22 protein-coding genes are annotated in these 21,831 nt (G+C 69.5%); 20 read left to right on the forward strand and 2 right to left on the reverse strand.

All coding sequences use genetic code 11. The features are described from left to right. The 8 genes from IM767_RS07790 (at window position 1) to IM767_RS07825 (ending at window position 6,433) form a co-directional block, all read left to right on the forward strand. Window positions 1–1,128 (forward strand): FtsQ-type POTRA domain-containing protein, encoded by a 1,128-nt coding sequence (locus IM767_RS07790; RefSeq protein ID WP_109209266.1) that lies wholly within the window; start codon window positions 1–3, stop codon window positions 1,126–1,128. Window positions 1,129–1,349: 221 nt separating this feature from the next. Next, window positions 1,350–2,501: a cell division protein FtsZ gene (gene ftsZ / locus IM767_RS07795; protein ID WP_109209267.1), complete on the forward strand. Its 1,152-nt coding sequence runs from the start codon at window positions 1,350–1,352 to the stop codon at window positions 2,499–2,501. Then, complete coding sequence (locus IM767_RS07800; RefSeq protein ID WP_109209268.1) at window positions 2,502–3,182, forward strand: YggS family pyridoxal phosphate-dependent enzyme; 681 nt, start codon at window positions 2,502–2,504, stop codon at window positions 3,180–3,182. Window positions 3,183–3,214: 32 nt separating this feature from the next. Next, entirely contained in the window at window positions 3,215–3,679 is a 465-nt protein-coding gene (locus tag IM767_RS07805) for a cell division protein SepF (RefSeq protein WP_109209269.1), read from the forward strand. Between the two features lie 9 nt (window positions 3,680–3,688). Then, window positions 3,689–3,988, forward strand: coding sequence for a YggT family protein (locus IM767_RS07810; RefSeq protein WP_109209270.1), 300 nt, complete (start codon window positions 3,689–3,691; stop codon window positions 3,986–3,988). A 137-nt stretch (window positions 3,989–4,125) separates the two neighbouring features. Further along, window positions 4,126–4,698, forward strand: coding sequence for a DivIVA domain-containing protein (locus IM767_RS07815; protein WP_109209271.1), 573 nt, complete (start codon window positions 4,126–4,128; stop codon window positions 4,696–4,698). A gap of 3 nt (window positions 4,699–4,701) precedes the next feature. Beyond that, window positions 4,702–5,511, forward strand: coding sequence for a signal peptidase II (gene lspA, locus IM767_RS07820; RefSeq protein WP_378767691.1), 810 nt, complete (start codon window positions 4,702–4,704; stop codon window positions 5,509–5,511). 1 nt (window position 5,512) lies between these two features. Next, the gene (locus IM767_RS07825) at window positions 5,513–6,433 is read left to right on the forward strand and encodes an RluA family pseudouridine synthase (RefSeq protein WP_109209272.1); all 921 of its coding nucleotides are present in this window, start codon (window positions 5,513–5,515) and stop codon (window positions 6,431–6,433) included. A gap of 10 nt (window positions 6,434–6,443) precedes the next feature. Here the strand turns inward: IM767_RS07825 and IM767_RS07830 are convergent, their stop codons facing one another. Further along, complete coding sequence (locus IM767_RS07830; protein WP_109209273.1) at window positions 6,444–6,920, reverse strand: NUDIX hydrolase; 477 nt, start codon at window positions 6,918–6,920, stop codon at window positions 6,444–6,446. Between the two features lie 142 nt (window positions 6,921–7,062). Between IM767_RS07830 and IM767_RS07835 the strand changes: the two genes are divergently transcribed. From IM767_RS07835 to IM767_RS07865, 7 genes are all read left to right on the forward strand, one after another. Beyond that, window positions 7,063–7,632, forward strand: coding sequence for a GNAT family N-acetyltransferase (locus IM767_RS07835; RefSeq protein ID WP_109209274.1), 570 nt, complete (start codon window positions 7,063–7,065; stop codon window positions 7,630–7,632). A gap of 10 nt (window positions 7,633–7,642) precedes the next feature. Beyond that, window positions 7,643–8,092: a DinB family protein gene (locus IM767_RS07840; protein WP_162564218.1), complete on the forward strand. Its 450-nt coding sequence runs from the start codon at window positions 7,643–7,645 to the stop codon at window positions 8,090–8,092. 203 nt (window positions 8,093–8,295) lie between these two features. Further along, on the forward strand, window positions 8,296–11,766 hold the full coding sequence (gene dnaE / locus IM767_RS07845) for a DNA polymerase III subunit alpha (RefSeq protein WP_239453215.1): 3,471 nt from the start codon (window positions 8,296–8,298) through the stop codon (window positions 11,764–11,766). Between the two features lie 121 nt (window positions 11,767–11,887). After that, complete coding sequence (locus IM767_RS20765) at window positions 11,888–13,003, forward strand: hypothetical protein (RefSeq protein ID WP_239453196.1); 1,116 nt, start codon at window positions 11,888–11,890, stop codon at window positions 13,001–13,003. A gap of 30 nt (window positions 13,004–13,033) precedes the next feature. Beyond that, window positions 13,034–14,371 carry a histidinol dehydrogenase gene (gene hisD / locus IM767_RS07855; RefSeq protein ID WP_109209278.1) on the forward strand — a complete coding sequence of 446 codons (1,338 nt, stop codon included), beginning with the start codon at window positions 13,034–13,036 and terminating at the stop codon, window positions 14,369–14,371. 12 nt (window positions 14,372–14,383) lie between these two features. Beyond that, window positions 14,384–14,875 carry a transcriptional regulator NrdR gene (gene nrdR, locus IM767_RS07860; RefSeq protein WP_109209279.1) on the forward strand — a complete coding sequence of 164 codons (492 nt, stop codon included), beginning with the start codon at window positions 14,384–14,386 and terminating at the stop codon, window positions 14,873–14,875. An 18-nt stretch (window positions 14,876–14,893) separates the two neighbouring features. Continuing rightward, window positions 14,894–15,919, forward strand: coding sequence for a quinone-dependent dihydroorotate dehydrogenase (locus tag IM767_RS07865; RefSeq protein ID WP_109209280.1), 1,026 nt, complete (start codon window positions 14,894–14,896; stop codon window positions 15,917–15,919). Between the two features lie 37 nt (window positions 15,920–15,956). Here the strand turns inward: IM767_RS07865 and IM767_RS07870 are convergent, their stop codons facing one another. Then, entirely contained in the window at window positions 15,957–16,538 is a 582-nt protein-coding gene (locus IM767_RS07870) for a DUF3043 domain-containing protein (protein ID WP_239453198.1), read from the reverse strand. A 47-nt stretch (window positions 16,539–16,585) separates the two neighbouring features. Here IM767_RS07870 and IM767_RS07875 point away from each other — a divergent pair, with 47 nt between their 5' ends. From IM767_RS07875 to IM767_RS07895, 5 genes are all read left to right on the forward strand, one after another. Then, a complete protein-coding gene (locus tag IM767_RS07875; RefSeq protein WP_109209281.1) occupies window positions 16,586–17,986 on the forward strand; it encodes a dipeptidase in 1,401 nt (466 codons plus the stop codon). A 141-nt stretch (window positions 17,987–18,127) separates the two neighbouring features. Then, window positions 18,128–18,493 carry an iron-sulfur cluster insertion protein ErpA gene (gene erpA, locus IM767_RS07880; protein ID WP_109209282.1) on the forward strand — a complete coding sequence of 122 codons (366 nt, stop codon included), beginning with the start codon at window positions 18,128–18,130 and terminating at the stop codon, window positions 18,491–18,493. A 189-nt stretch (window positions 18,494–18,682) separates the two neighbouring features. Continuing rightward, the gene (gene ctaC, locus IM767_RS07885; RefSeq protein ID WP_109209283.1) at window positions 18,683–19,585 is read left to right on the forward strand and encodes an aa3-type cytochrome oxidase subunit II; all 903 of its coding nucleotides are present in this window, start codon (window positions 18,683–18,685) and stop codon (window positions 19,583–19,585) included. Further along, complete coding sequence (ctaD, locus tag IM767_RS07890) at window positions 19,585–21,348, forward strand: aa3-type cytochrome oxidase subunit I (protein ID WP_109209284.1); 1,764 nt, start codon at window positions 19,585–19,587, stop codon at window positions 21,346–21,348. Before ctaC ends, ctaD begins: the two co-directional genes overlap by 1 nt. Beyond that, on the forward strand, window positions 21,349–21,783 hold the full coding sequence (locus IM767_RS07895) for a cytochrome c oxidase subunit 4 (RefSeq protein WP_109209285.1): 435 nt from the start codon (window positions 21,349–21,351) through the stop codon (window positions 21,781–21,783). The last annotated feature ends 48 nt before the right edge of the window (window positions 21,784–21,831 follow it).

Consider the following 21,831-nt stretch of genomic DNA (forward strand, 5'->3'; position numbering starts at 1 on the left):
ATGCGTCGTCCCTCGCCGTTGCCGCAGCCGCCGGTCGCCTCGCGCGGCACGGCGGAGGTGGGCGCGTCGAAGCGGGCGACTCGCAACCAAGGCGACGCCGAAGACCTCACGGGCGCGCGCGGGGAGCTGACGCCGGATCCGCTCGAGAGCGCCGGCCGTCCGCGCGGGGCGAGTCCCGACGCCGCGGAGACGGATGCCGCAGCACTCGCCTCCGGGCCGGGCTCCGACGACACGGACCCGGCGCCGGTCATCCCGCTCACCCCGGGGCTCGCCGGTGCGCCGAAGCCGCTGCCCGGAAACACCTCGTCCGAGAGCGCGGAACCGGTGGAGGCGGCGGATGACGCCGACGGATCACCTGCCGGTGAGGTCGGGTTCCGCGAGGTGTGGAAGGCCGCCCGCGCCCGGCGCAAGGCGCTGCGCGCCGAGGTCCGCCGCTTCACCGTGCGACAGCGACGCCGGCGAGCGGTCTGGGTCGGGGCTGCGGCATCCGTCCTCTTCCTCGCCCTGGGCACGGTCGGCGCGGCGTACAGCCCCCTGTTCGGGGTCGAGAAGATCTCGGTCGTCGGCGCGCAGCAGCTCGCCGAGGACGACGTCGCTGCGGCGCTGTCGGGGCAGCTCGGCACGCCGCTGCCGCTCGTCGATGAGAGCGCCGTCAAGGCGGAGCTGATCGCCTTCCCGCTGATCGAGACGTACGCGCTGGAGGCCCGGCCGCCGCACGAGCTGGTGGTGCGGATCGTCGAGCGCACGCCCGTCGGCCTCGTCGAGACCCGCGCCGGGTACACCCTCGTCGATGCGGCAGGCGTCGCGCTGTCGACCACGGCCACGCCGAGCGCCGGCACGCCGCTGCTGACGATCACGGGCGGCGTCGACTCCGACGCCTTCACCGCGGCGGGCCAGGTGATGCGGTCGCTCCCGGCCGACATCCGCGCGCAGGTCACCGAGGTCACCGCCTCGACGCCCGACGACGTTACCCTCTCCCTCGGCGGCACCAACACGCAGGTCGTGTGGGGGAGTGCCGAGAACTCCGCCGACAAGGCCGTGGCGCTGCAGGCCACCATGGCCGCGCGCCCGCCGTCGGACGTCTACTCCTACGACGTCTCCTCGCCCCAGGCGGTCGTCGTCCGCTGACCTCGCGCGCGCTCGGCACGCGCTCGGCGCCCGCTCAGCGCGCGCTCGGCGCGTGCACCGCAGAGGCCGACTTGGCGACCGGATGCCGCGACACGCCGATGCGGTCCGGGTCTCGGCGCGCTGTCCGCTTACTTTCGAGTCGAGGAATTGCATACCGGGCAATTCTTTATACCTCTACTAGAGGTTGAAGGTTTAGAAGGTCCAGGGCTACGGAGGCCGGCATGAGCCAGAACCAGAACTACCTCGCCGTGATCAAGGTCGTCGGCGTCGGCGGCGGCGGCGTCAACGCGGTCAACCGCATGATCGAGCTCGGTCTGCGGGGCGTCGAGTTCATCGCCATCAACACCGACGCCCAGGCGCTGCTGATGAGCGACGCCGACGTCAAGCTCGACGTCGGGCGCGAACTGACCCGAGGGCTCGGCGCAGGTGCCGACCCCGAAGTGGGTCGCCGCGCCGCGGAAGACCACGCCGAGGAGATCGAAGAGGCGCTGCGCGGCGCCGACATGGTCTTCGTGACGGCGGGCGAGGGCGGTGGCACCGGCACCGGCGGCGCCCCGGTGGTCGCGAAGATCGCCAAGTCGATCGGCGCCCTGACCATCGGTGTCGTGACCAAGCCCTTCTCGTTCGAGGGCCGCCGGCGCCAGCAGCAGGCCGAGTCGGGCGTCGCTCGACTGAAGGAAGAGGTCGACACCCTCATCGTGGTGCCGAACGACCGGCTCCTCGAGATCAGCGACCGCGGCATCTCGATGATCGAGGCGTTCGCCACCGCCGACCAGGTGCTCCTGGCCGGTGTGCAGGGCATCACGGACCTCATCACGACGCCGGGTCTCATCAACCTCGACTTCGCCGATGTGAAGTCGGTCATGCAGGGGGCGGGGTCGGCCCTCATGGGCATCGGCTCGGCGAGAGGGGCGGACAGGGCGATCAAGGCCGCCGAGCTCGCCGTCGAGTCGCCGCTGCTGGAGGCCTCGATCGAGGGCGCGCACGGCGTGCTGCTGTCGATCCAGGGCGGTTCCAACCTCGGCATCTTCGAGATCAACGACGCCGCCCAGCTGGTCAAGGAGGCGGCGCACCCCGAGGCCAACATCATCTTCGGAACGGTGATCGACGACACGCTCGGCGACGAGGTGCGCGTCACGGTCATCGCGGCCGGCTTCGACGGCGGCGAGCCGCAGGCGCGCATCGAGCCGATCGCGGCCGCCCGCGTGGTCTCGACTCCGGCCCTGCCGGTCACGCCGGCCGACGAGGCGGCCAAGGACCGCGACGTCGTCGAGCAGCCCGCGGTGCCGGTCACGGTCGGCGCGGTGACGGAGTCGTCGTACGACACCGCCTTCAGCGACGACGACCTCGACATCCCCGACTTCCTCAAGTAAGTGCTCGCGGAGCGCCTCGCGGCGATCGATGAGCGGATAGCGGATGCCGCACGCGCGGCGGGCCGCGATCCGTCCGAGCTCACCCGCATCGTGGTGACGAAGTTCCATCCCGCCGCGCTCGTCGAGGAGCTGTACGCCCTCGGTGTGCGCGACGTGGGGGAGAACCGGCAGCAGGAGTTCAGCCGCAAGGTCGGCGAGGTCGGACCCCTCGCCGGCCTGCGCTGGCACTTCATCGGACAGGCGCAGACGAACAAGGCGCGGGCGATCCGGGGCGCGGCATCCGTCGTCCACTCGCTCGACCGCGCGCGCCTCGCCGACGCGCTGCACGCGGCCGCCGAGCCAGGGGAGGCCCCGCTCGACGTGCTGCTGCAGGTGAACCTGACGGACGACCCCGGCCGCGGCGGTGTCGCTCCCGACGAGCTCGAAAGCCTCGCGACGCACGCCGCAGGGCTCGCTTCTCTCCGCGTCCGCGGAGTCATGGCGGTCGCCCCGCTCGACGAACCGCCGGCCCCCGCCTTCGAGCGGCTCGCCCGGCTGGCGGGCGTCGTGCGCGGCGTCGTGCCCGACGCCGACTGGATCTCCGCGGGCATGACCGCGGACTTCGCCGAGGCGATCGCCGCGGGCGCGACACACCTGCGGATCGGATCGGCAATCACCGGCCCCAGACCAGAACGCGGTTAACCTCGGAACAGATGAGCACTACGGAGGATCAGATGTCGAACCCGCTCAAGAAGACCATGGTGTACCTCGGACTCGCGGACGAGGAAGAGGTCTACGAAGAGCCGGCGCCGCAGCCGCGTGCTCGCAAGACCGAACAGGTCGTCGAGAAGCCCGCCGCTCCCGTGACGCCCATCCACCGGCCGGCGGTCGTGCGCCAGCCCGCGCCCACGGCCATCAACGAGATCCTCACGGTGCACCCCAAGCAGTACCGGGACGCCCAGATCATCGCGGAGAACTTCCGTGACGGCATCCCCGTCATCATCAACCTGTCGCAGATGAGCGACGCCGACGCGCGCCGCCTCATCGACTTCGCGAGCGGGCTGTCGCTGGGGCTCTACGGACGCATCGAGCGTGTCACGAGCAAGGTGTTCCTGCTGTCGCCCGAGAACGTCGCCGTGTCGGGCGACGGGGCGGTCGCACAGGCGGATCCGGAGTCGGTTCCGTTCGCGCAGCCGTAATCTGGCTACGTGGCAGTCGTCCAACTCATCGCAGCGATCCTCAATCTCGCGCTGCTGCTCTATGTCTTCGTGTTGCTCACCCGGCTGATCCTCGACTGGATCCCGTTCTTCAACCGCGAATGGCGCCCGCGCGGTGCCGGGCTGGTCGCCGCGGAGATCGTCTACACGGTCACCGACCCGCCGATCAAGCTGTTCCGCCGCTTCATCCCGCCCCTGCGGGTCGGCGCGATCGCGATCGACTTCGGCTTCGCGCTGACCATGCTGCTGTGCTTCATCCTGCTCAGCGTCACCCGCACGCTCGCGGGCTGAAGGCGCTCCCGACCCGACCCGCCGGTCGTCTTCGACACTCTCAGAACCGATGACTATGCTTTGCTGATACGAACGGCCGCCAGCCGGCGGCCGCCCCGACATCGGCCAGCGACCAGACGCTCGAAAGAGGAATCACCATGGCATTGTCCCCCGATGACGTCGTCACCAAGCAGTTCCAGCACGTCCGCTTCAAGGAGGGTTTCGACCCGGATGAGGTGGACGACTTCCTCGACGAGATCGTCGTGGAGTGGCGCAAGGCCCTCGCCGAGAACGAGGAGCTGAAGGCCAAGCTGGCGGCGTACGAGTCGGGTGGTGCTCCCGCGCGTGCCGCCGAGCCGGCTCCCGCCCCCGTCGCCGAGGCCGCCCCGGCCACCGGCGCCGCCCCCGCCGCGAGCGCCGGCATCATCGAGCTGGCTCAGCGTCTGCACGACGAGCACGTCGCCGAGGGCATCGCCCAGCGCGACCAGCTCATCTCCGACGCCAAGTCGCAGGCCGCGTCGATCGTGTCCGAGGCCGAGACCCGCGGTCGCGAGGAGCTCGCGAAGCTCGACCGCGAGCGCACCGTGCTCGAGGGCCGCATCTCCGAGCTGCGCAACTTCGAGCGCGACTACCGCGCCCAGCTACGCAGCTACATCGAGGGCAAGCTGCGCGACCTCGAGACCTCGGCGACGACGTCCGGCGCACAGCCGGTCTCGGCGCTGGGCCTCTAGGCCTTGACGCGCCGACCTCCCCTTCGTCAGGCGGCGGCCGGCACCATCATCGCGATCCTCGCGGTGCTGGTGCTGGCCGCCGACCAGTTGGCGAAGTACCTCGCCCTCGAGAACCTTCCCTACCAGGAGCCGGTCGAGGTCCTCGGGGACTTCCTGAGCTTCTATCTCACGCGCAACCCCGGCGCCGCCTTCTCACTCGGCGAGGAGGTCACCTGGATCTTCACGATCGCGCTGGCCGTGGTCGCGGTGGTCATCGGCTGGCTCGCCGCCACCCGGGTGCGCTCGCGGCTGTGGGCCGTCACGCTCGGGCTTCTGCTCGGCGGCGTGCTGGGCAATCTCACCGACCGGCTGTTCCGTGATCCCGGCTTCGGCGTCGGCCACGTGGTCGACTTCATCAACACGCCGTGGATGTGGTTCTTCCCCGGCATGTCACCGGCGATCTACAACGTCGCCGACATCTTCATCGTGTGCGACATGATCGCGATCGCACTGCTGGTACTCGTGGGGGTTCACATGGACGGTACGCGCGACAACGACCGCAAGGAAGAGAACGAGAGCGCCGGCGACGAGACGCTCCTCGGCGCCGAGGGCGACCAGTTCGCGTCGGGCGGCACGGTGGAGGGATTCGGCGACGAGTTCCCCGTGGCCGACCCCGACGCCGGCATCCCCGCCGCCGAGCGCGGGCTGCCTCCCCTCAGCGAGGGCGAGCAGCGCGCGGTGGAGGCGGAGGCGGAGCGCGAGGCCGAGGAGTACGAGGCCGGTCGCGAGCCCGGCCACGACAACGGACGCTCCGGCTCCGGCGCCCAGCTCTGACGTGGAATCGCGGAGCCTGCCCGTTCCCGACGGCCTCGACGGCGCGCGCGTCGACGCGGCGCTGGCGAAGATGCTCGGCTTCTCGCGCACCTTCGCGGCAGAGATGGCCGAGGCCGGCGGCGTGACCATGGACGGACGCACCCTCGCCAAGTCCGACAAGCTCCGCGGGGGCGCGTGGCTGGAGGTCTCGTGGGCGCCGAAGGAGGAGCCCCGGGTCATCCCGGTCGACGTGCCCGAACTGGGTATCGCGTACGACGACGACGACATCGTCGTCGTGGACAAGCCTTCCGGCGTCGCCGCCCACCCCTCGCTCGGCTGGGAGGGTCCCACGGTGCTGGGCGCCCTCGCGGCCGGCGGGTTCCGCATCGCGACGACGGGCGCCGCCGAGCGTCAGGGCGTGGTGCACCGCCTCGACGTCGGCACCAGCGGACTGATGGTGGTCGCCAAGACCGAGCGCGCCTACGTCGCGCTCAAACGCGCCTTCAAAGAGCGCGAGGTCGAGAAGATCTACCACGCCGTCGTGCAAGGACACCCCGACCCGCTCGTCGGCACGATCGACGCGCCCATCGGCCGCCATCCGTCGCACTCCTGGAAGTTCGCCGTCACCCACGACGGCAAGGACTCCGTCACCCACTATGAGACGCTCGAGGCGTTCCCCGGCGCCTCCCTGCTGGAGATCCACCTCGAGACCGGGCGCACGCACCAGATCCGCGTGCACATGGCCGCGCACCGGCATCCGTGCGTCGGCGACCCCCTTTACGGCGCCGACCCGACGCTGTCAGCGCGCCTCGGCCTCACCCGGCAGTGGCTCCACGCGCGCGAGCTGTCGTTCGAGCACCCGACCACGGGGGAGTGGGTCACGTTCACCTCGGACTACCCGGCCGACCTCGCCCACGCGCTCGACGTGCTGCGCGGCGACTGAGTCCGCGGGCTCAGCGACCGCCCTCGAAGCGGGCGAGAGCGTCGTCGGCCACGGCGGCCTCGATGCGGCGGCGCATGTCGGGCAGCACGAGCTCGCCGAGCGCCGCGACGTCGTACCAGCCCACCTCGGTCATCTCCCCGTCGGCCGGATACGGCTCGCCCGACACCCAGCTGCAGCGGAACGTGATGTCGAGGTAGTCGCTCTGGTCGCCGTTGTCGTAGGTGACGCGGGGGATCTGATGTACCCACGCCAGGCGCTCGACGCGGCACACCACGTCGGCCTCCTCGAGGGTCTCGCGCACCGCCGCGTCGGCGGGCTCCTCCCCGGGATCGACGATGCCCGTGACGGGGGTGAGGTGCCCGTTGTCGCTGCGCCGGCCGAGCAGCACCTTGCCGTCGCGCAGCACGACGGCGGTCACTCCGACGAGCGGCAGGGGATGGGTGCCGACCTTGCTGCGCAGCTCCAGCACGAAGTCAGGGGTGGGCATGCGTCAACCCTACGGGCGGTCGGCCCGGCACCGGCGCGGGTCACCGAGGTGCCGACACGTGATGCCGACCGTGTTGCGGACACGGGACGCCGACGTGCCGACGCCGATGCGGGATGTCGGATGCCTCGGGCAGAGTGTCGTCATGGCGATCGAAGTGCGTCCGGCCACGGTGTTCGAAGACGTCGCGACGATGGTCGGGCCGAAGAAGCCCACGTCGAACGTGTGCTTCTGCCTGAGCTACCGCATCCCCAGCAAGGAGAACCTCGCGCTCAAGGGTCCCGAGCGCGCTGAGCGGGTGCGCAGGCTCATCGACGAGGAGGGCCCGATCGGCGTGCTCGCGTACGACGGAGACGAGGTCGTCGGCTGGGCGGCCGTCGCGCCCCGGTCGCGCACCCATTTCGCGACGTTCCGCAAGATCCCCCACGTCGACGAACAGGACGCCTGGTCGCTGTGGTGCTTCCGTGTCCGGCCGGGCCATCGCAAGAAGGGCGTCATGCACGCGCTCATCGACGGCGCCGTCGAGTTCGCGCGCGATCAGGGAGCGCCGGTGCTCGAGGGGTACCCGGTCGACAACGGCGGTGAGAAGGTCGATCTCACGATGGCGTACGTCGGCACCCGTCGCCTGTTCGAGCAGGCCGGATTCGTCAAGGCCGCCGACACCGAGTCGGTGCTGTCGGGGTTTCCGCGCGTGTTGATGCGACGCGACCTCTAGCTTGGGACGCGTGAACGAACTCCTCCGTCGCCGCCTCGCGCGCGCCAACACCCTCTACCTCGACGTCGTCGACGCGGTCACCGCCGACCAGCTCGGCTCGCGCCTGGCAGACCTTCCGTCCGACACGTTCGGCCATCAGCTGTGGTGCGTGCTCGGCGCGCGCGAGAGCTACCCGCGTGCCGCCCGGGCGGGGGAGTGGCAGGGGTTCACGAGTCCCGTCACTGCGGAGGAGACGACGGATGCCGCAGCCCTGCGCGCCGCCTTCACGCAGACCGCGTCGGACGTGGACGCGTGGATCGCGGGGCTCGACGCCGAGGACGAGACGTCCTTCACCTACGCCCTCGCGCTCCTGGAGCACGAGACGCAGCACCACGGTCAGCTGATCCGCTTCCTGTACGGACTGGGCATCGAGCGGCCGGAGTCGTGGCAGCGGCAGTACGCCCTCGACGAGGAGTTCTGAGTCGCGCCAGGTCTATCTTCGACATGAAGATGAACGCCGGCGCCGAGGGGTAACCTTCACCCTCGACTCGAGGGTGAAGCGACCTTCCCGCCAGAGTCGGCGGACACCCGGCGAGGCCGGCGGGAGTGTCTCCGGCCGTTCGTAGACTCGAAGACGTGGCATCCGACTCCTTCGTCCATCTGCACGTTCACAGCGAGTACTCGATGCTCGACGGGGCGGCCAAGATCGGCGCCATGACGCAGGCCGCTGCCGAGTACGGGATGCCGGCGATCGCGGTCACCGACCACGGCAACACCTTCGCCGCATTCGAGTTCTACCGGGCCGCGCAGGCCGCCGGCGTGAATCCGATCATCGGGCTCGAGGCCTACGTGACCCCGGGCACGCATCGCAGCGACAAGTCGCGTGTGGCGTGGGGCACGCCCGAGCAGAAGAGCGACGACGTCTCGGGCTCGGGCGCGTACACCCACATGACCCTGTGGAGCGAGAGCACCGCGGGCATGCACAACCTCTTCCGGCTGAGCTCGCTGTCGAGCATGGAGGGGTATTACTTCAAGCCGCGCATGGACCGTGAGCTGCTGCAGACGTACGGCAAGGGGCTGATCGCCACCACCGGCTGCCCCTCCGGCGAGGTGCAGACCCGCCTGCGGCTCGGGCAGTACGACGCCGCGCGCGCGGCGGCGGCGGAGTTCCAGGACATCTTCGGCAAGGAGAACTACTTCGCCGAGATCATGGACCACGGGCTGCCGATCGAGCGGCGGATCATGTCCGACCTGCTTCGGCTCGCGAAGGATCTCGAGATCCCGCTCGTCGCGACCAACGACTCCCACTACACGCACCAGCACGAAGCCGACGCGCACGCCGCGCTGCTGTGCGTGCAGTCCGGCTCGACGCTCGACGACCCCAACCGGTTCAAGTTCGACGGTGACGGCTACTACATCAAGACCGCGCAGGAGATGCGTCAGCTGTTCCGCGACCATCCCGAGGCGTGCGACAACACGCTCCTCATCGCCGAGCGGTGCAAGGTCGAGTTCAACACGTCGGCGAACTACATGCCGCGCTTCCCGGTGCCCGACGGCGAGACCGAAGACAGCTGGCTCATCAAAGAGGTCGAGCGCGGCCTGCACTACCGGTACCCCGGCGGCATTCCCGACAAGGTCCGCAAGCAGGCCGAGTACGAGACCGGGATCATCCTGCAGATGGGCTTCCCCGGGTACTTCCTGGTGGTCGCCGACTTCATCAACTGGGCGAAGGACCACGGCATCCGCGTGGGGCCGGGACGCGGTTCGGGTGCGGGATCGATGGTCGCCTACGCGATGAAGATCACCGACCTCGACCCCCTCGAGCACGGCCTGATCTTCGAGCGGTTCCTCAACCCCGACCGCGTCTCGATGCCCGACTTCGACGTCGACTTCGACGACCGTCGCCGCGGCGAGGTGATCGATTACGTCACCGAGAAGTACGGCTCCGAGCGCGTCGCGCAGATCGTGACGTACGGCACCATCAAGTCGAAGCAGGCGCTGAAGGACGCCGGCCGCGTCCTCGGCTTCCCCTTCAGCATGGGGGAGCGCCTGACCAAGGCGATGCCGCCGCCCGTGATGGGCAAGGACATGCCGCTGGACGGCATGTTCGACCCGCAGCACCCGCGCTTCAAAGAGGCGGTGGAGTTCCGCACGCTCATCGAGACCGACCCCGAGGCGAAGACGGTGTTCGACCGGGCCCTCGGACTCGAGGGCCTCAAGCGCCAGTGGGGCGTCCACGCGGCTGGCGTGATCATGTCGTCGGAGCCGCTGCTCGACATCATCCCGATCATGCGGCGCGAGCAGGACGGCCAGATCGTCACGCAGTTCGACTACCCGTCGTGCGAGACCCTCGGGCTCATCAAGATGGACTTCCTGGGGCTGCGCAACCTCACGATCATCTCGGACGCGCTCGACAACATCCGGCTCAACCGCGGTGAGGAGCTCGACCTCGAACACCTCGCCCTCGAAGACCGTCCCGCGTACGACCTCCTCACCCGTGGCGACACGCTCGGCGTGTTCCAGCTCGACGGCGGGCCCATGCGGTCGCTCCTGCGCCTCATGAAGCCCGACAACTTCGAAGACATCTCCGCCGTCATCGCCCTGTACCGGCCCGGACCCATGGGTGCGAACTCGCACACCAACTACGCGCTGCGCAAGAACGGGCTGCAGGAGATCACGCCGATCCACCCCGAGCTCGAGGAGCCGCTGAAGGACATCCTCGACACGACCTACGGCCTGATCATCTACCAGGAGCAGGTCATGGCCATCGCGCAGAAGGTCGCCGGCTTCTCGCTCGGACAGGCCGACATCCTCCGCCGCGCCATGGGCAAGAAGAAGAAGTCCGAGCTCGACAAGCAGTACGAGGGCTTCTCAGGAGGAATGAAGGAGCGCGGGTTCGGCGATGCGGCGATCCAGGCGCTGTGGGACATCCTCCTGCCGTTCTCCGACTACGCCTTCAACAAGGCGCACTCGGCGGCCTACGGCCTCGTCTCCTACTGGACCGCGTACCTGAAGGCGCACTATCCCGCCGAGTACATGGCCGCCCTGCTCACGAGCGTCGGCGACTCCAAGGACAAGATGGCGGTCTACCTGAACGAGTGCCGCCGCATGGGCATCAAGGTCCTGCCGCCCGATGTCGGGCAGTCGATCCGCTACTTCGCGGCCGTCGATGAAGACATCCGCTTCGGCCTCGGCGCCGTGCGCAACGTGGGCGCCAACGTCGTCGACGCGATCGTCGAGGCGCGCACCGACACCACCTTCACGTCCTTCCACGACTTCCTCTCCAAGGTTCCAGTCCACGTCGCCAACAAGCGCACGGTCGAGTCGCTCATCAAGGCGGGGGCGTTCGACTCCCTCGGCTCGACCCGGCGCGCGCTCATGGAGGTCCACGAGGACGCGACAGAGGCTGCCGTGCTCGACAAGCGCCGCGAGGCCAACGGCGAGGTCGGCTTCGACTTCGACTCGCTGTGGGGCGACGACGAGCCGCAGCAGGCGGCGAAGGTGCCCGAGCGGCCCGAGTGGACGAAGAAGGACAAGCTCGCGTTCGAGCGCGAGATGCTGGGCCTGTACGTGTCGGATCACCCGCTCGCCGGCCTCGAGATCCCTCTGGCCAAGCACGCGTCCACCACGATCCACGACCTGCTCGCCTCGGAAGACGTCGGCGACGGCGACCAGGTCACCATCGCCGGGCTCGTCACGAGCGTGCAGCATCGGGTCGCGAAGCAGAGCGGCAATCCCTACGGCATGATCACCGTCGAGGACTTCGACGGCGAGATCACGGTCATGTTCATGGGCAAGACGTACACCGAGTTCCAGCACATGCTCCAACCCGATTCGATCCTCGTGGTGCGGGGCCGGGTGTCGCGGCGCGACGACGGCATGAACCTCCACGCGCAGTCGGCGTTCACCCCCGACCTCGGGGCGATGGACGAGTCGAGCTCGCTCGTTCTGCTCATGCCCGAGCGTCGCGCGAGCGAGGCGCTCATCGGCGAGCTGCTGCAGACGCTCAACCGGCACGCGGGCGACACCGAGGTGTCGCTCAAGCTCCACAGCGGCGCCGTCGCGAAGGTCTTCGAGGTGCCGCACACCGTGCGGATCACGCCGGATCTGTACGGCGAGCTGAAGGGTCTGCTGGGGCCGCAGTGCCTCGGCTGACGGACAGGTGCGGTCGCGGCGGCGGATGTCGCCGCGTCTCGCGTGGTCTCATCGGCGTCTCATGCGCCGTGGGTAATATCAGGTCGACGCGGGCCTCGGGAGCCCGCCGGAAGGGAAGATCGTGACGGACGAGCAGCAGAGCGGGCCCACCGACGAAGCGCCGGCGGCCGACGAGGCGCCGCAGTACGGGGTCGGGCCGTTCTCCATCCGCGAGGTCGCCCTCGCGGGAACCTGGATCGTCGCGTTCGTCGTGTCGTTCTTCCCGATCTACGGCGAGGTCGGAAGCGGGCCCTCGGTCTGGAGCAGCGGCATCGACTGGGTGCTCACCATCGGTGTGCCGACGGTGGCCGTCTTCCTCGTCGTGCTCCGCCGTCTTTCGCCCCAGGGCATCCGTCGCGTCGGATCGCTCGGCATCGACCAGTTCGCATCCGTCGCCTTCTCGGTCGCCACCGTCCTGTGGCTCACCATCATCTGGAACTCGTTCATCACGCTGGCCAACCACCGTGAGTTCCTCGCGACCTGGGTCGTGTGGGTCGAGTTCTTCCTCATGCTGGCGGGCGTGCTGCTGACCGCCTTCGCCCCGTTCATCGCTCCGTTCGCGCAGGACTTCCGCGACCGGCCGGAGGTGCCCGCACACCGCAACGCGCGCCCCGTCCGTCCGGTTTCGCCGCGGCCCGCGCCGGTGCGTCCTGAGCCCGCCGAAGAAGCCGAGCCCGCGCCGTACGCCGAGGCCGCCCCCTACGCCGCCGGCGCCCCGTACACGGAGGGCGTCTTCGACGGCGCTCCGGCCGGGGCTTACGGCGCTCCCGGAGAGACCCGCGTCGATGAGCGGCCCGCCGAGGCTCGGGCATCCGACGACTTCACCACCACGGTGCTCCCCGTCGACCGCCAGGAGACCGACGTCGTCGCGCCGGACGAGATCATCGCCGCCGACCGCGACGTCGTCGAGGAGCCCCGCGCCACGGAGCCCGCACACGCACGCGAGTCGTTCGAGCACGTGGAGAACCCGTCATCGACCGTCGAGCCCGCTGCGGCGACCGCTCCGCAGCACCAGGCATTCTGGGCGCTCGTGCCCGAGGAGCGCGACGTCGTCGACGAGATCGGCATCCCCGTGTTCCGCATCGGCCCGACCGCGTGGGCGCTCGTGATCGAGGACCGCGGCGACGCGTTCGTCGTCCGTCACGAAGACGGTCGCATCGGCTACCTGCACGACGTCTCCGGCGTCACGCGCGGCTGATGGCGCGCGCCCGCGCGGTACCGTAGACGGATGCTCCGGACGATCGACCTGCGCGGGCGCACGCTCTCTCCCGCCGAACTCCTCGCGACCGTTCCCCGTGCCGCAGCGGCACGCGAAGAGGCACTCACGACGGCCGCCCACATCGTCGACGACGTCGCCGCGCGCGGCGAGGCCGCCCTGCGCGAGCAGGCCGAGCGATTCGACCGCGTGACGGAGCACGACATCCGCGTCCCCGCGGCGCACCTCGACGAAGCGCTCGCGGAGCTCGATCCGGATGTGCGCGCGGCACTCGAAGAGGCGATCCAGCGTGTGCGCGAGGCGTCCGCGGCTCAGGTGCCGGCGCCGACCGTGACCGAACTCGGACCGGGTGCCCGCGTCACGCAGCGGTGGCAGCCGGTGCGCCGCGTCGGGCTCTATGTGCCCGGCGGCAAGGCGGTCTATCCCTCGAGCGTCGTCATGAACGTCGTGCCGGCTCAGGTCGCCGGAGTCTCCGAGATCGCGCTCGCATCACCGCCGCAGAGCGAGTTCGGCGGACGGGTGCACCCGGTGATCCTCGGGGCGGCGAAGCTCCTCGGCGTCACGGAGGTGTATGCGATGGGAGGGGCCGGAGCCATCGGCGCCCTCGCGCACGGTGTTCCCGCGCTCGGGCTCGAACCCGTCGACGTCGTGACCGGGCCGGGCAACAACTTCGTCGCGGCCGCCAAGCGTGCGGTGGCGGGAATCGTCGGGACGGATGCCGAGGCCGGCGCCACCGAGATCCTCGTGGTCGCCGACGAGACCGCCGATGCCCGCCTGGTCGCAGCCGACCTCATCAGTCAGGCCGAGCACGACGAGCAGGCCTCCGCGGTGCTCGTGACGACGTCGGAGCGCCTCGCGGACGACGTCCTCGCGGACATCGGCCCACGAGCCGCGGCGACCCGGCACGCCGATCGCGTCGCCGCGGCGCTGGCCGGCCCGCAGTCGGCCGTGGTGCTCGTCGACGACCTGGCCGCCGCCACAGCGTTCAGCAACGCCTACGCCCCGGAGCACCTCGAGCTGCACCTCGCCGATCCGCGCCCCGCCGACTTCGTCCACGCGGGTGCCGTCTTCGTGGGCCCCGACTCCCCGGTGAGCCTCGGCGACTACCTCGCGGGCAGCAACCACGTGCTGCCGACGGGCGGTCAGGCGCGCTACTCGTCCGGCCTCTCGGCCGCCACGTTCCTCCGGCCGCAGCAGGTCATCGAATACGACCGCGCGGCCCTCGCCGTCGTCCGCGACGCGATCGTCACGCTCGCCGAGGCCGAGGCGCTGCCTGCCCACGGCGAGGCCATCACGGTGCGGTTCACCGGTCGCCCTGCGCACGAGCCGGGCGCGGAGAACCCGGCGTAGGCTGTCTCTGCCATGCACTGCCCGTTCTGCCGTCACGCCGATTCGCGCGTCATCGATTCGCGCACGAGCGACGACGGTCTCAGCATCCGTCGCCGTCGTCAGTGTCCGCAGTGCGGCGGCCGCTTCACGACGATCGAGACCGCCAGCCTCAACGTCATCAAGCGCTCCGGGGTCATCGAGCCGTTCAGTCGCGAGAAGGTGATGTCGGGCGTGCGCAAAGCCTGCCAGGGGCGGCCGGTGACCGACGCCGACCTCGCGGTGCTGGCTCAGACGGTGGAGGAGAGCGTGCGCCAGACTGGCGCTTCGCAACTCGACGCGAATGAGATCGGACTGGCGATCCTCGGCCCGCTGCGTGAACTCGACGAGGTCGCGTACCTCCGCTTCGCCAGCGTCTACCAGGCGTTCGACTCGCTCGAGGACTTCGAAGCGGCGATCGAGCAGCTGCGCGTCGACCACGGCCGCGCGCCTTCGCGCGACGCGGGCGCCGCGGCCGCGACCGAGTGACCGGATAGCCTAAGAGGGATGTATCCCCTCCTCTTCCGCACCGTGCTGTCGCGCATGGATCCCGAGTCCGCCCACCACGCCGCGATGGCCGTGATCCGGGTGCTGGGAGTCCCGCCCTTCTCGTGGGCGGCTCGCGCCGTCACGCGGCCGGCCCCCGAGCTCGCGACCACGGCCCTGGGCCTGACGTTCGCCTCTCCCTTCGGCGTCGCTGCCGGCTTCGACAAGGATGTGAAGGGCGCCTCGGGCCTGTACGCTCTGGGGTTCGGCCACGTCGAGGTCGGGACGGTGACGGCGATCCCGCAGGACGGCAACCCGCGTCCGCGGCTGTTCCGCCTCATCCCCGACCGCGCCGTCGTCAACCGCATGGGCTTCAACAACCACGGTGCCGAGGCCGCCGCCGCGCGCCTGCGCTCGTTGCGCAAGCGCTCGCGCCGGGCCGTGCTGGGCGTGAACATCGGCAAGAGCCGCGTGGTCGACGTCGCCGACGCGACCACCGACTACGTGCGCAGTGCCACCCTTCTCGCCCCGCTCGCCGACTACCTCGTCGTGAACGTCTCGTCGCCCAACACTCCGGGTCTGCGCGGGCTTCAGGCGGTCGAGACGCTGCGCCCGCTTCTGGAAGCGGTGCGCGATGCTGCCGGCTCCACCCCCCTGCTGGTGAAGATCGCCCCCGACCTGCCGGACGACGAGGTCGTCGCGGTCGCACGCCTGGCCGTCGATGCGGGCCTGGCCGGCATCATCGGGACGAACACGACGATCTCGCGCGAGGGACTCCAGACGGATGCCGCGACCGTCGCCGCCGCGGGGGAGGGCGGCCTCTCCGGCGCGCCGCTGCGGCAGCGCGCGCTGGAGGTGCTTCGGATCCTTCGCCAGACGGTGCCTGCCGACTTCTGCGTGATCTCCGTCGGTGGCGTGGAGACCGCCGCCCACGTGCAGGAGCGGTTGGATGCCGGAGCCACCCTCGTGCAGGGCTACACGGCCTTCCTGTACCGCGGGCCGCTCTGGGCGCGCCAGATCAACCGGGGTCTGGCCAAGCCGAGCTGAGCAGCGCCCTGCCCACGCCCGGCCTCTGTCGGGCGGCTCAGGCCGGCTTCTGGCCGCGCTTGACCTGCGGCTTGGGCAGACGGAGGAAACGCATCTGCACGGTGCGCATGGCCGCGTACCAGCCGAGGCCCTTCTCCATCTTGTCGGCGCCGAACTTCCGCTTCACGGCGCGCTTGACGGTGATCGACGTCAGCACCATGTCGCCGATGACGAAGAAGATGAAGATCCACAGACCCACGAACGCGTAGTACTGCAGTGCGGCGATCGGCAGGAACGTCGCGAGGATCACGAGCACCATCGCGGGCATGACGGCCTCGCCGAGGTGCCAGCCGGCGTCCACCCAGTCGCGCACGAACTTGCGCTGCGCCCCCTGGTCGCGGGCCGGCAGATAGCGCGGGTCGCCGTTGGCCATGCCGACGCGTGCCTTCTCGCGCTGCGCAGCCAGGTCCGCCTTGGCACGGGCCTTCGCCTCCTTGGTGTCGGCGACGAGCGGGCGCTTGCGCGCGGCCTCCTGCTCGGCGCGCGACGGGGTGGCACGCCCCTTGCCGACGGGTGCGCCGTTCAGGACGGTGCCCTCGGAGGGAACGTCGTTCGGCACGGATTCGGAGTTCTTGGCCACGGGTGATCCTCGATGTGCAGAGAAGGGGTGCACTTAAGATTACCCGCATGACCTCAGAGCTCACTCGCCAGGATGCCGTGCGCGATGCCGCGGCCACCGGCATCCCGTCCGCCCTCGCCGATCTCGGCAATCTCGTGCGCATCCCCTCGGTCGCCTTCCCCGGATTCGACGTCGCGCACGTGCAGCGCAGCGCGGAGGCGGTGGCGGAGCTGGTGCGGGAGACCGGCCTGTTCGAGAACGTCGAGATCCTGACGGCGGTCGTGCCCGAGACGGGGGAGCAGGGCAAGCCCGCCGTGCTCGCCACCCGAGCCGCGCGCAACGGGCGCCCCACGATCCTGCTGTACGCCCATCACGATGTGCAGCCGGTCGGCGACGAGTCGCTGTGGGAGTCGTCGCCGTTCGAGCCGACCGTTCGCGGCGGGCGCCTGTACGGCCGCGGCGCCGCGGACGACAAGGCCGGCGTCATGGCGCACCTGGCCGCGCTGCGCGCACTCAAGGAAGGAGTCGGCGAGGACTTCGACCTCGGCGTCGTCCTCTTCTTCGAGGGCGAGGAGGAGGCGGGCTCGCGCTCGTTCGCGCGGTTCCTGTCCGACAACGCCGACGCTCTGCGCTCCGATGTGATCGTCGTCGCCGACTCCGGCAACTGGGACGACAAGACCCCGGCGCTGACGGTGTCCCTCCGCGGCAACACGCGATTCACGATGCGCGTGCGCACCCTCGAGCACGCCTCGCACTCGGGCATGTTCGGCGGAGCGGTGCCCGACGCCATGATGGCGACCATCAAGCTGCTGGCCACGCTGTGGGACGAGGACGGCGTCGTGGCGGTGGAGGGCCTGATGGAGCGGGAAGCCGACACGCCGCCGTACAGCGAAGAGACGCTGCGCGACGAAGCCGGGCTCCCCGAGGGCGTCTCGCCGATCGGCCGCGGCACGATCCTGAGCCGCATCTGGAACAAGCCGTCGATCACCGTGACGGGCATCGATGCGCCGAGCGTCGTCAACGCGTCGAACACGCTGAGCCCCGAGATCGCGGTGGTGATCAGCACGCGCATCGCGCCCGGCCAGACCGCCCGGGACGCCTACGCGGCGATCGAGGCGCACCTGCGCGCCCTCGCGCCGTTCGGCGCGCAGCTCGAGTTCAGCGACCACGACTTCGGCGACGGGTTCCTCGTCGACACGTCCGGCTGGGCGGTGGCGGCCGCTCGCGAGGCCCTGCATGAGGGATACGGCGTCGAGTCCGTCGACATCGGCGTCGGAGGGTCCATCCCCTTCATCGCCGACCTCGTGCGCGAGTTCCCGGGCGCCCAGATCCTCGTGACCGGCGTCGAGGACCCGCACGCGAAGGCCCACAGCCCCAACGAGTCGCTGCATCTGGAGACGTTCCGCAACGCGGTCGCGGCCGAGGCGCTGCTCCTCGAGAAGCTGGACCGGCGCGCCGGGCAGGCCTAGGCAGGCACGAGCCCGGCGAGGACACGCCGGGCTCGGAGCCTCCTCCCGGCGGGCGCGCGTAGAATCGAGGCATCCCGCCGCCGGCAGTGGACGATCGACCGATCGGTCGATGCAACCGGGCGGCCCGTCCGGAGGAGTGCCATGACCGACACCGCACTGACGACCGAGCCGACCGCGCGCGACCACGGTGTGCTGCTGACCGACGCCGCCGCCGGCAAGGTCAAGAACCTGCTGGAGCAGGAGGGCCGCGACGACCTGCGGCTGCGCGTCGCCGTGCAGCCCGGTGGCTGCAGCGGCCTGATCTACCAGCTCTACTTCGACGAGCGATACCTCGACGGCGACAAGACCGTCGACTTCGACGGCGTCGAGGTGATCGTCGACGACATGAGCGTCCCGTACCTCGACGGCGCCACGATCGACTTCAAGGACACGATCTCCGAGCAGGGCTTCACGATCGACAACCCCAACGCGGCGGGTTCGTGCGCGTGCGGCGACAGCTTCCACTGACAACGCGTCGCCGCCCGATCCGCTAACGATCGGGCCACTTTTCCGGCGGGTCCGGTGCGCTTCGAATGGCGCCCGGGCCCGCCGTTTTCCGTCTGCGCGACACGATCCAACCTGGGGGGATGGCCTGAATCCCCTGGGCGCTTGCCCTAGACTGGCGAGAGTCCTGATTCGTGATCGGAAAGGTGCACCGTGCCTTCGAAACGCCGTATCCGCTGGGCCGTTCTCCCCATCGGGATCGCAACGGCAGCAGTCCTCGCCGGATGCACCCCGACCGAGCTGCACGGCTTCCTCCCCGGGTTCACCGAAGACGGCCAGCCGGCCACCAACCACACCGACATGGTCGCCGGCCTGTGGGTCAACTCGTGGATCGTGCTGCTCGTGGTCGGTGTCATCACGTGGGGTCTCATGGGATGGGCGGCGATCGCCTACCGGCGTCGCAAGGGCCAGATGGGCCTGCCGGTGCAGCTGCGCTACAACATGCCGATCGAGATCTTCTACACGATCGTGCCGCTGATCCTCGTGATCGGCTTCTTCGCCTTCACGGCGCGCGACCAGACGATCCTCGAGACCCAGTACGGCGACGAGGCGGATGTCGAGATCACCGCCATCGGCAAGCAGTGGTCGTGGGACTTCCAGTACGACGGCGAGACCGACGACGACACTGTCTGGTCCATGGGCGTCCAGGCGCAGACCGACGAGCGCGGCGACATCATCAGCGAGTTGCCCACGCTGGTCCTTCCGGTCGACCAGAAGGTGCAGATCAAGCTGCAGTCGCGCGACGTGATCCACTCGTTCTGGATCATCGACTTCCTCTACAAGAAGGACATGTACATCGGCAAGGACAACTTCTGGTCCTTCACGCCGACGCGAGAGGGCACCTACGCCGGCAAGTGCGCCGAGCTGTGCGGTGAGTACCACTCGATGATGCTCTTCAACGTCGAGGTCGTGAGCGAAGCCGAGTACGAGGACTATCTCGCCTCGCTCCGCGACGCCGGCCAGACCGGTGACATCAACGACGAATACGATCGACTGCAGAACCTTCCCGGCACGGGCGGTTCGGCCAATGAGAACGTGGAAGAGGTGGACCACTGATGGCGACGACGCTCCCTCTCCAGGAGACGTCCCAGGGGCGTCCGACGACCCTGCCGCCGCGGCAGGCGGCTCTGCTCAGCGCTTCGCGCGTCGAGCAGAAGGGCAACATCATCGTCAAGTGGATCACCTCCACCGACCACAAGACGATCGGCTACCTGTACCTGATCTCCTCCGTCATCTTCTTCCTCCTCGGGGGAGTGATGGCGCTGATCATCCGTGCTGAACTCTTCGAGCCCGGGATGCAGATCATCCCGACGAAGGAGCAGTACAACCAGCTCTTCACGATGCACGGCACGATCATGCTGCTGATGTTCGCGACCCCGCTGTTCGCGGGCTTCGCGAACGCGATCCTGCCGCTGCAGATCGGAGCACCCGACGTCGCCTTCCCGCGTCTGAACGCGTTCGCCTTCTGGCTGTTCCTGTTCGGGTCGACCATCGCGGTCGCCGGCTTCCTCACCCCGCAGGGTGCGGCGTCGTTCGGCTGGTTCGCGTATCAGCCGCTCGCGAACGCCTCGTTCTCTCCGGGTGCGGGCGGCAACCTCTGGATGCTCGGCCTCGGCATGAGCGGTTTCGGCACGATCCTCGGCGCCGTGAACTTCATCACGACGATCATCACGATGCGCGCGCCGGGCATGACCATGTGGCGCATGCCGATCTTCTCGTGGAACACGCTGGTCACGAGCATCCTGATCCTCATGGCCTTCCCGGTGCTGGCCGCCGCGATCCTGGCCGCCGCGGCCGACCGCGTGCTCGGCGCCCACATCTACGACCCCGCCAACGGCGGCGTGCTCCTGTGGCAGCACCTGTTCTGGTTCTTCGGGCACCCCGAGGTCTACATCATCGCGCTGCCGTTCTTCGGAATCGTGTCGGAGATCTTCCCGGTGTTCAGCCGCAAGCCGATCTTCGGGTACAAGACGCTCGTCTACGCGACGATCGCGATCGCAGCCCTGTCGGTGGCGGTGTGGGCCCACCACATGTACGTGACGGGCGCCGTCCTGCTGCCGTTCTTCGCCCTGATGACGATGCTCATCGCGGTTCCCACGGGCGTGAAGATCTTCAACTGGATCGGCACGATGTGGCGAGGCTCGGTGACCTTCGAGACGCCGATGGTGTTCGCGCTCGGCTTCCTCGTGTCGTTCGTGTTCGGTGGCCTGACCGGCGTCATCCTCGCGTCGCCGCCCCTGGACTTCGCGCTCTCTGACTCGTACTTCGTCGTGGCCCACTTCCACTACGTGGTCTTCGGCACGGTCGTGTTCGCGATGTTCGCCGGCTTCTACTTCTGGTGGCCCAAGTGGACCGGGCGCATGCTCAACGAGCGCCTCGGCTACGTGCACTTCTGGATGCTGTTCATCGGCTTCCACATGACGTTCCTCATCCAGCACTGGCTGGGCGTCGACGGCATGGTGCGCCGCTACGCCGACTACTCGGAGGCGGACGGCTGGACCTGGCAGAACCAGGTGTCGACGATCGGTGCCATCATCCTGGGCGCCTCGATGATCCCGTTCCTGTTCAACGTCTGGATCACCTCGCGCAAGGCGCCCAAGGTGACCGTCAACGACCCGTGGGGCTACGGCGCCTCCCTCGAGTGGGCGACCTCCTGCCCGCCGCCGCGGCACAACTTCACGTCGATCCCGCGCATCCGCAGCGAGCGGCCCGCATTCGACCTGAACCACCCCGAGGCGGGCATCCCGGTGGGCGTCGGCCCGGCGAAGGACGCACCCGAAGCCCCGGTTGCCGACCTCGCCGACGGAGAGGTGAAGTAAGTGCGCACGAACACCGGACTCTGGTGGCTGCTGGCCGTCTTCTTCCTGGTGGTGGCCGCTGCCTACACCGTGTGGAACATCATCGCCCACCCCAACCTGCCGTGGTACAACGCCATCGAGTGGGTCGGCAGCGTGGCGCTGCTGTTCACCGCCCTTATGGGTGCGCTGATCGCGTTCTACATCGGTCGCGTGCACAGGGCGCAGGGCGGCGAGCTGCCTGAAGACATCCTCACCTCGGACATCGACGACGGAGACCCTGAGCTCGGCGAGTTCAGCCCGTGGTCGTGGTGGCCGATCGTGCTGGCCTTCTCGGCGGCACTCGGCATGATCGGCCTGGCCGTGGGCACGTGGCTCATGCCGATCGGAATCGGCGTCTTCGTGGTCGCGATCGTCGGCTGGGTGTACGAGTACTACCGCGGCTACTTCGCCCGCTGAGACGGCTTCTTCTCAGCCGAATGGCCTGTTGCGTGACGCGCACGGGGA

The sequence above is a fragment of the Microbacterium ureisolvens genome, assembly GCF_015278315.1.
Classification (GTDB): Bacteria; Actinomycetota; Actinomycetes; order Actinomycetales; family Microbacteriaceae; genus Microbacterium; species Microbacterium ureisolvens.

Bases quoted from the DNA above. Each gene is read 5' to 3' on its own strand.
- IM767_RS07835 (WP_109209274.1), top strand. From the start codon at position 7,063: ATGGCGATCGAAGTGCGTCCGGCCACGGTGTTCGAAGACGTCGCGACG.
- dnaE (WP_239453215.1), top strand. From the start codon at position 8,296: ATGCTCGACGGGGCGGCCAAGATCGGCGCCATGACGCAGGCCGCTGCC.
- IM767_RS07875 (WP_109209281.1), top strand. From the start codon at position 16,586: ATGACCTCAGAGCTCACTCGCCAGGATGCCGTGCGCGATGCCGCGGCC.
- hisD (WP_109209278.1), top strand. From the start codon at position 13,034: ATGCTCCGGACGATCGACCTGCGCGGGCGCACGCTCTCTCCCGCCGAA.
- erpA (WP_109209282.1), top strand. From the start codon at position 18,128: ATGACCGACACCGCACTGACGACCGAGCCGACCGCGCGCGACCACGGT.
- IM767_RS07815 (WP_109209271.1), top strand. From the start codon at position 4,126: ATGGCATTGTCCCCCGATGACGTCGTCACCAAGCAGTTCCAGCACGTC.
- IM767_RS07790 (WP_109209266.1), top strand. From the start codon at position 1: ATGCGTCGTCCCTCGCCGTTGCCGCAGCCGCCGGTCGCCTCGCGCGGC.
- IM767_RS07830 (WP_109209273.1), bottom strand. From the start codon at position 6,920: ATGCCCACCCCTGACTTCGTGCTGGAGCTGCGCAGCAAGGTCGGCACC.
- IM767_RS07865 (WP_109209280.1), top strand. From the start codon at position 14,894: ATGTATCCCCTCCTCTTCCGCACCGTGCTGTCGCGCATGGATCCCGAG.
- ftsZ (WP_109209267.1), top strand. From the start codon at position 1,350: ATGAGCCAGAACCAGAACTACCTCGCCGTGATCAAGGTCGTCGGCGTC.
- nrdR (WP_109209279.1), top strand. From the start codon at position 14,384: ATGCACTGCCCGTTCTGCCGTCACGCCGATTCGCGCGTCATCGATTCG.
- IM767_RS07805 (WP_109209269.1), top strand. From the start codon at position 3,215: ATGTCGAACCCGCTCAAGAAGACCATGGTGTACCTCGGACTCGCGGAC.
- ctaD (WP_109209284.1), top strand. From the start codon at position 19,585: ATGGCGACGACGCTCCCTCTCCAGGAGACGTCCCAGGGGCGTCCGACG.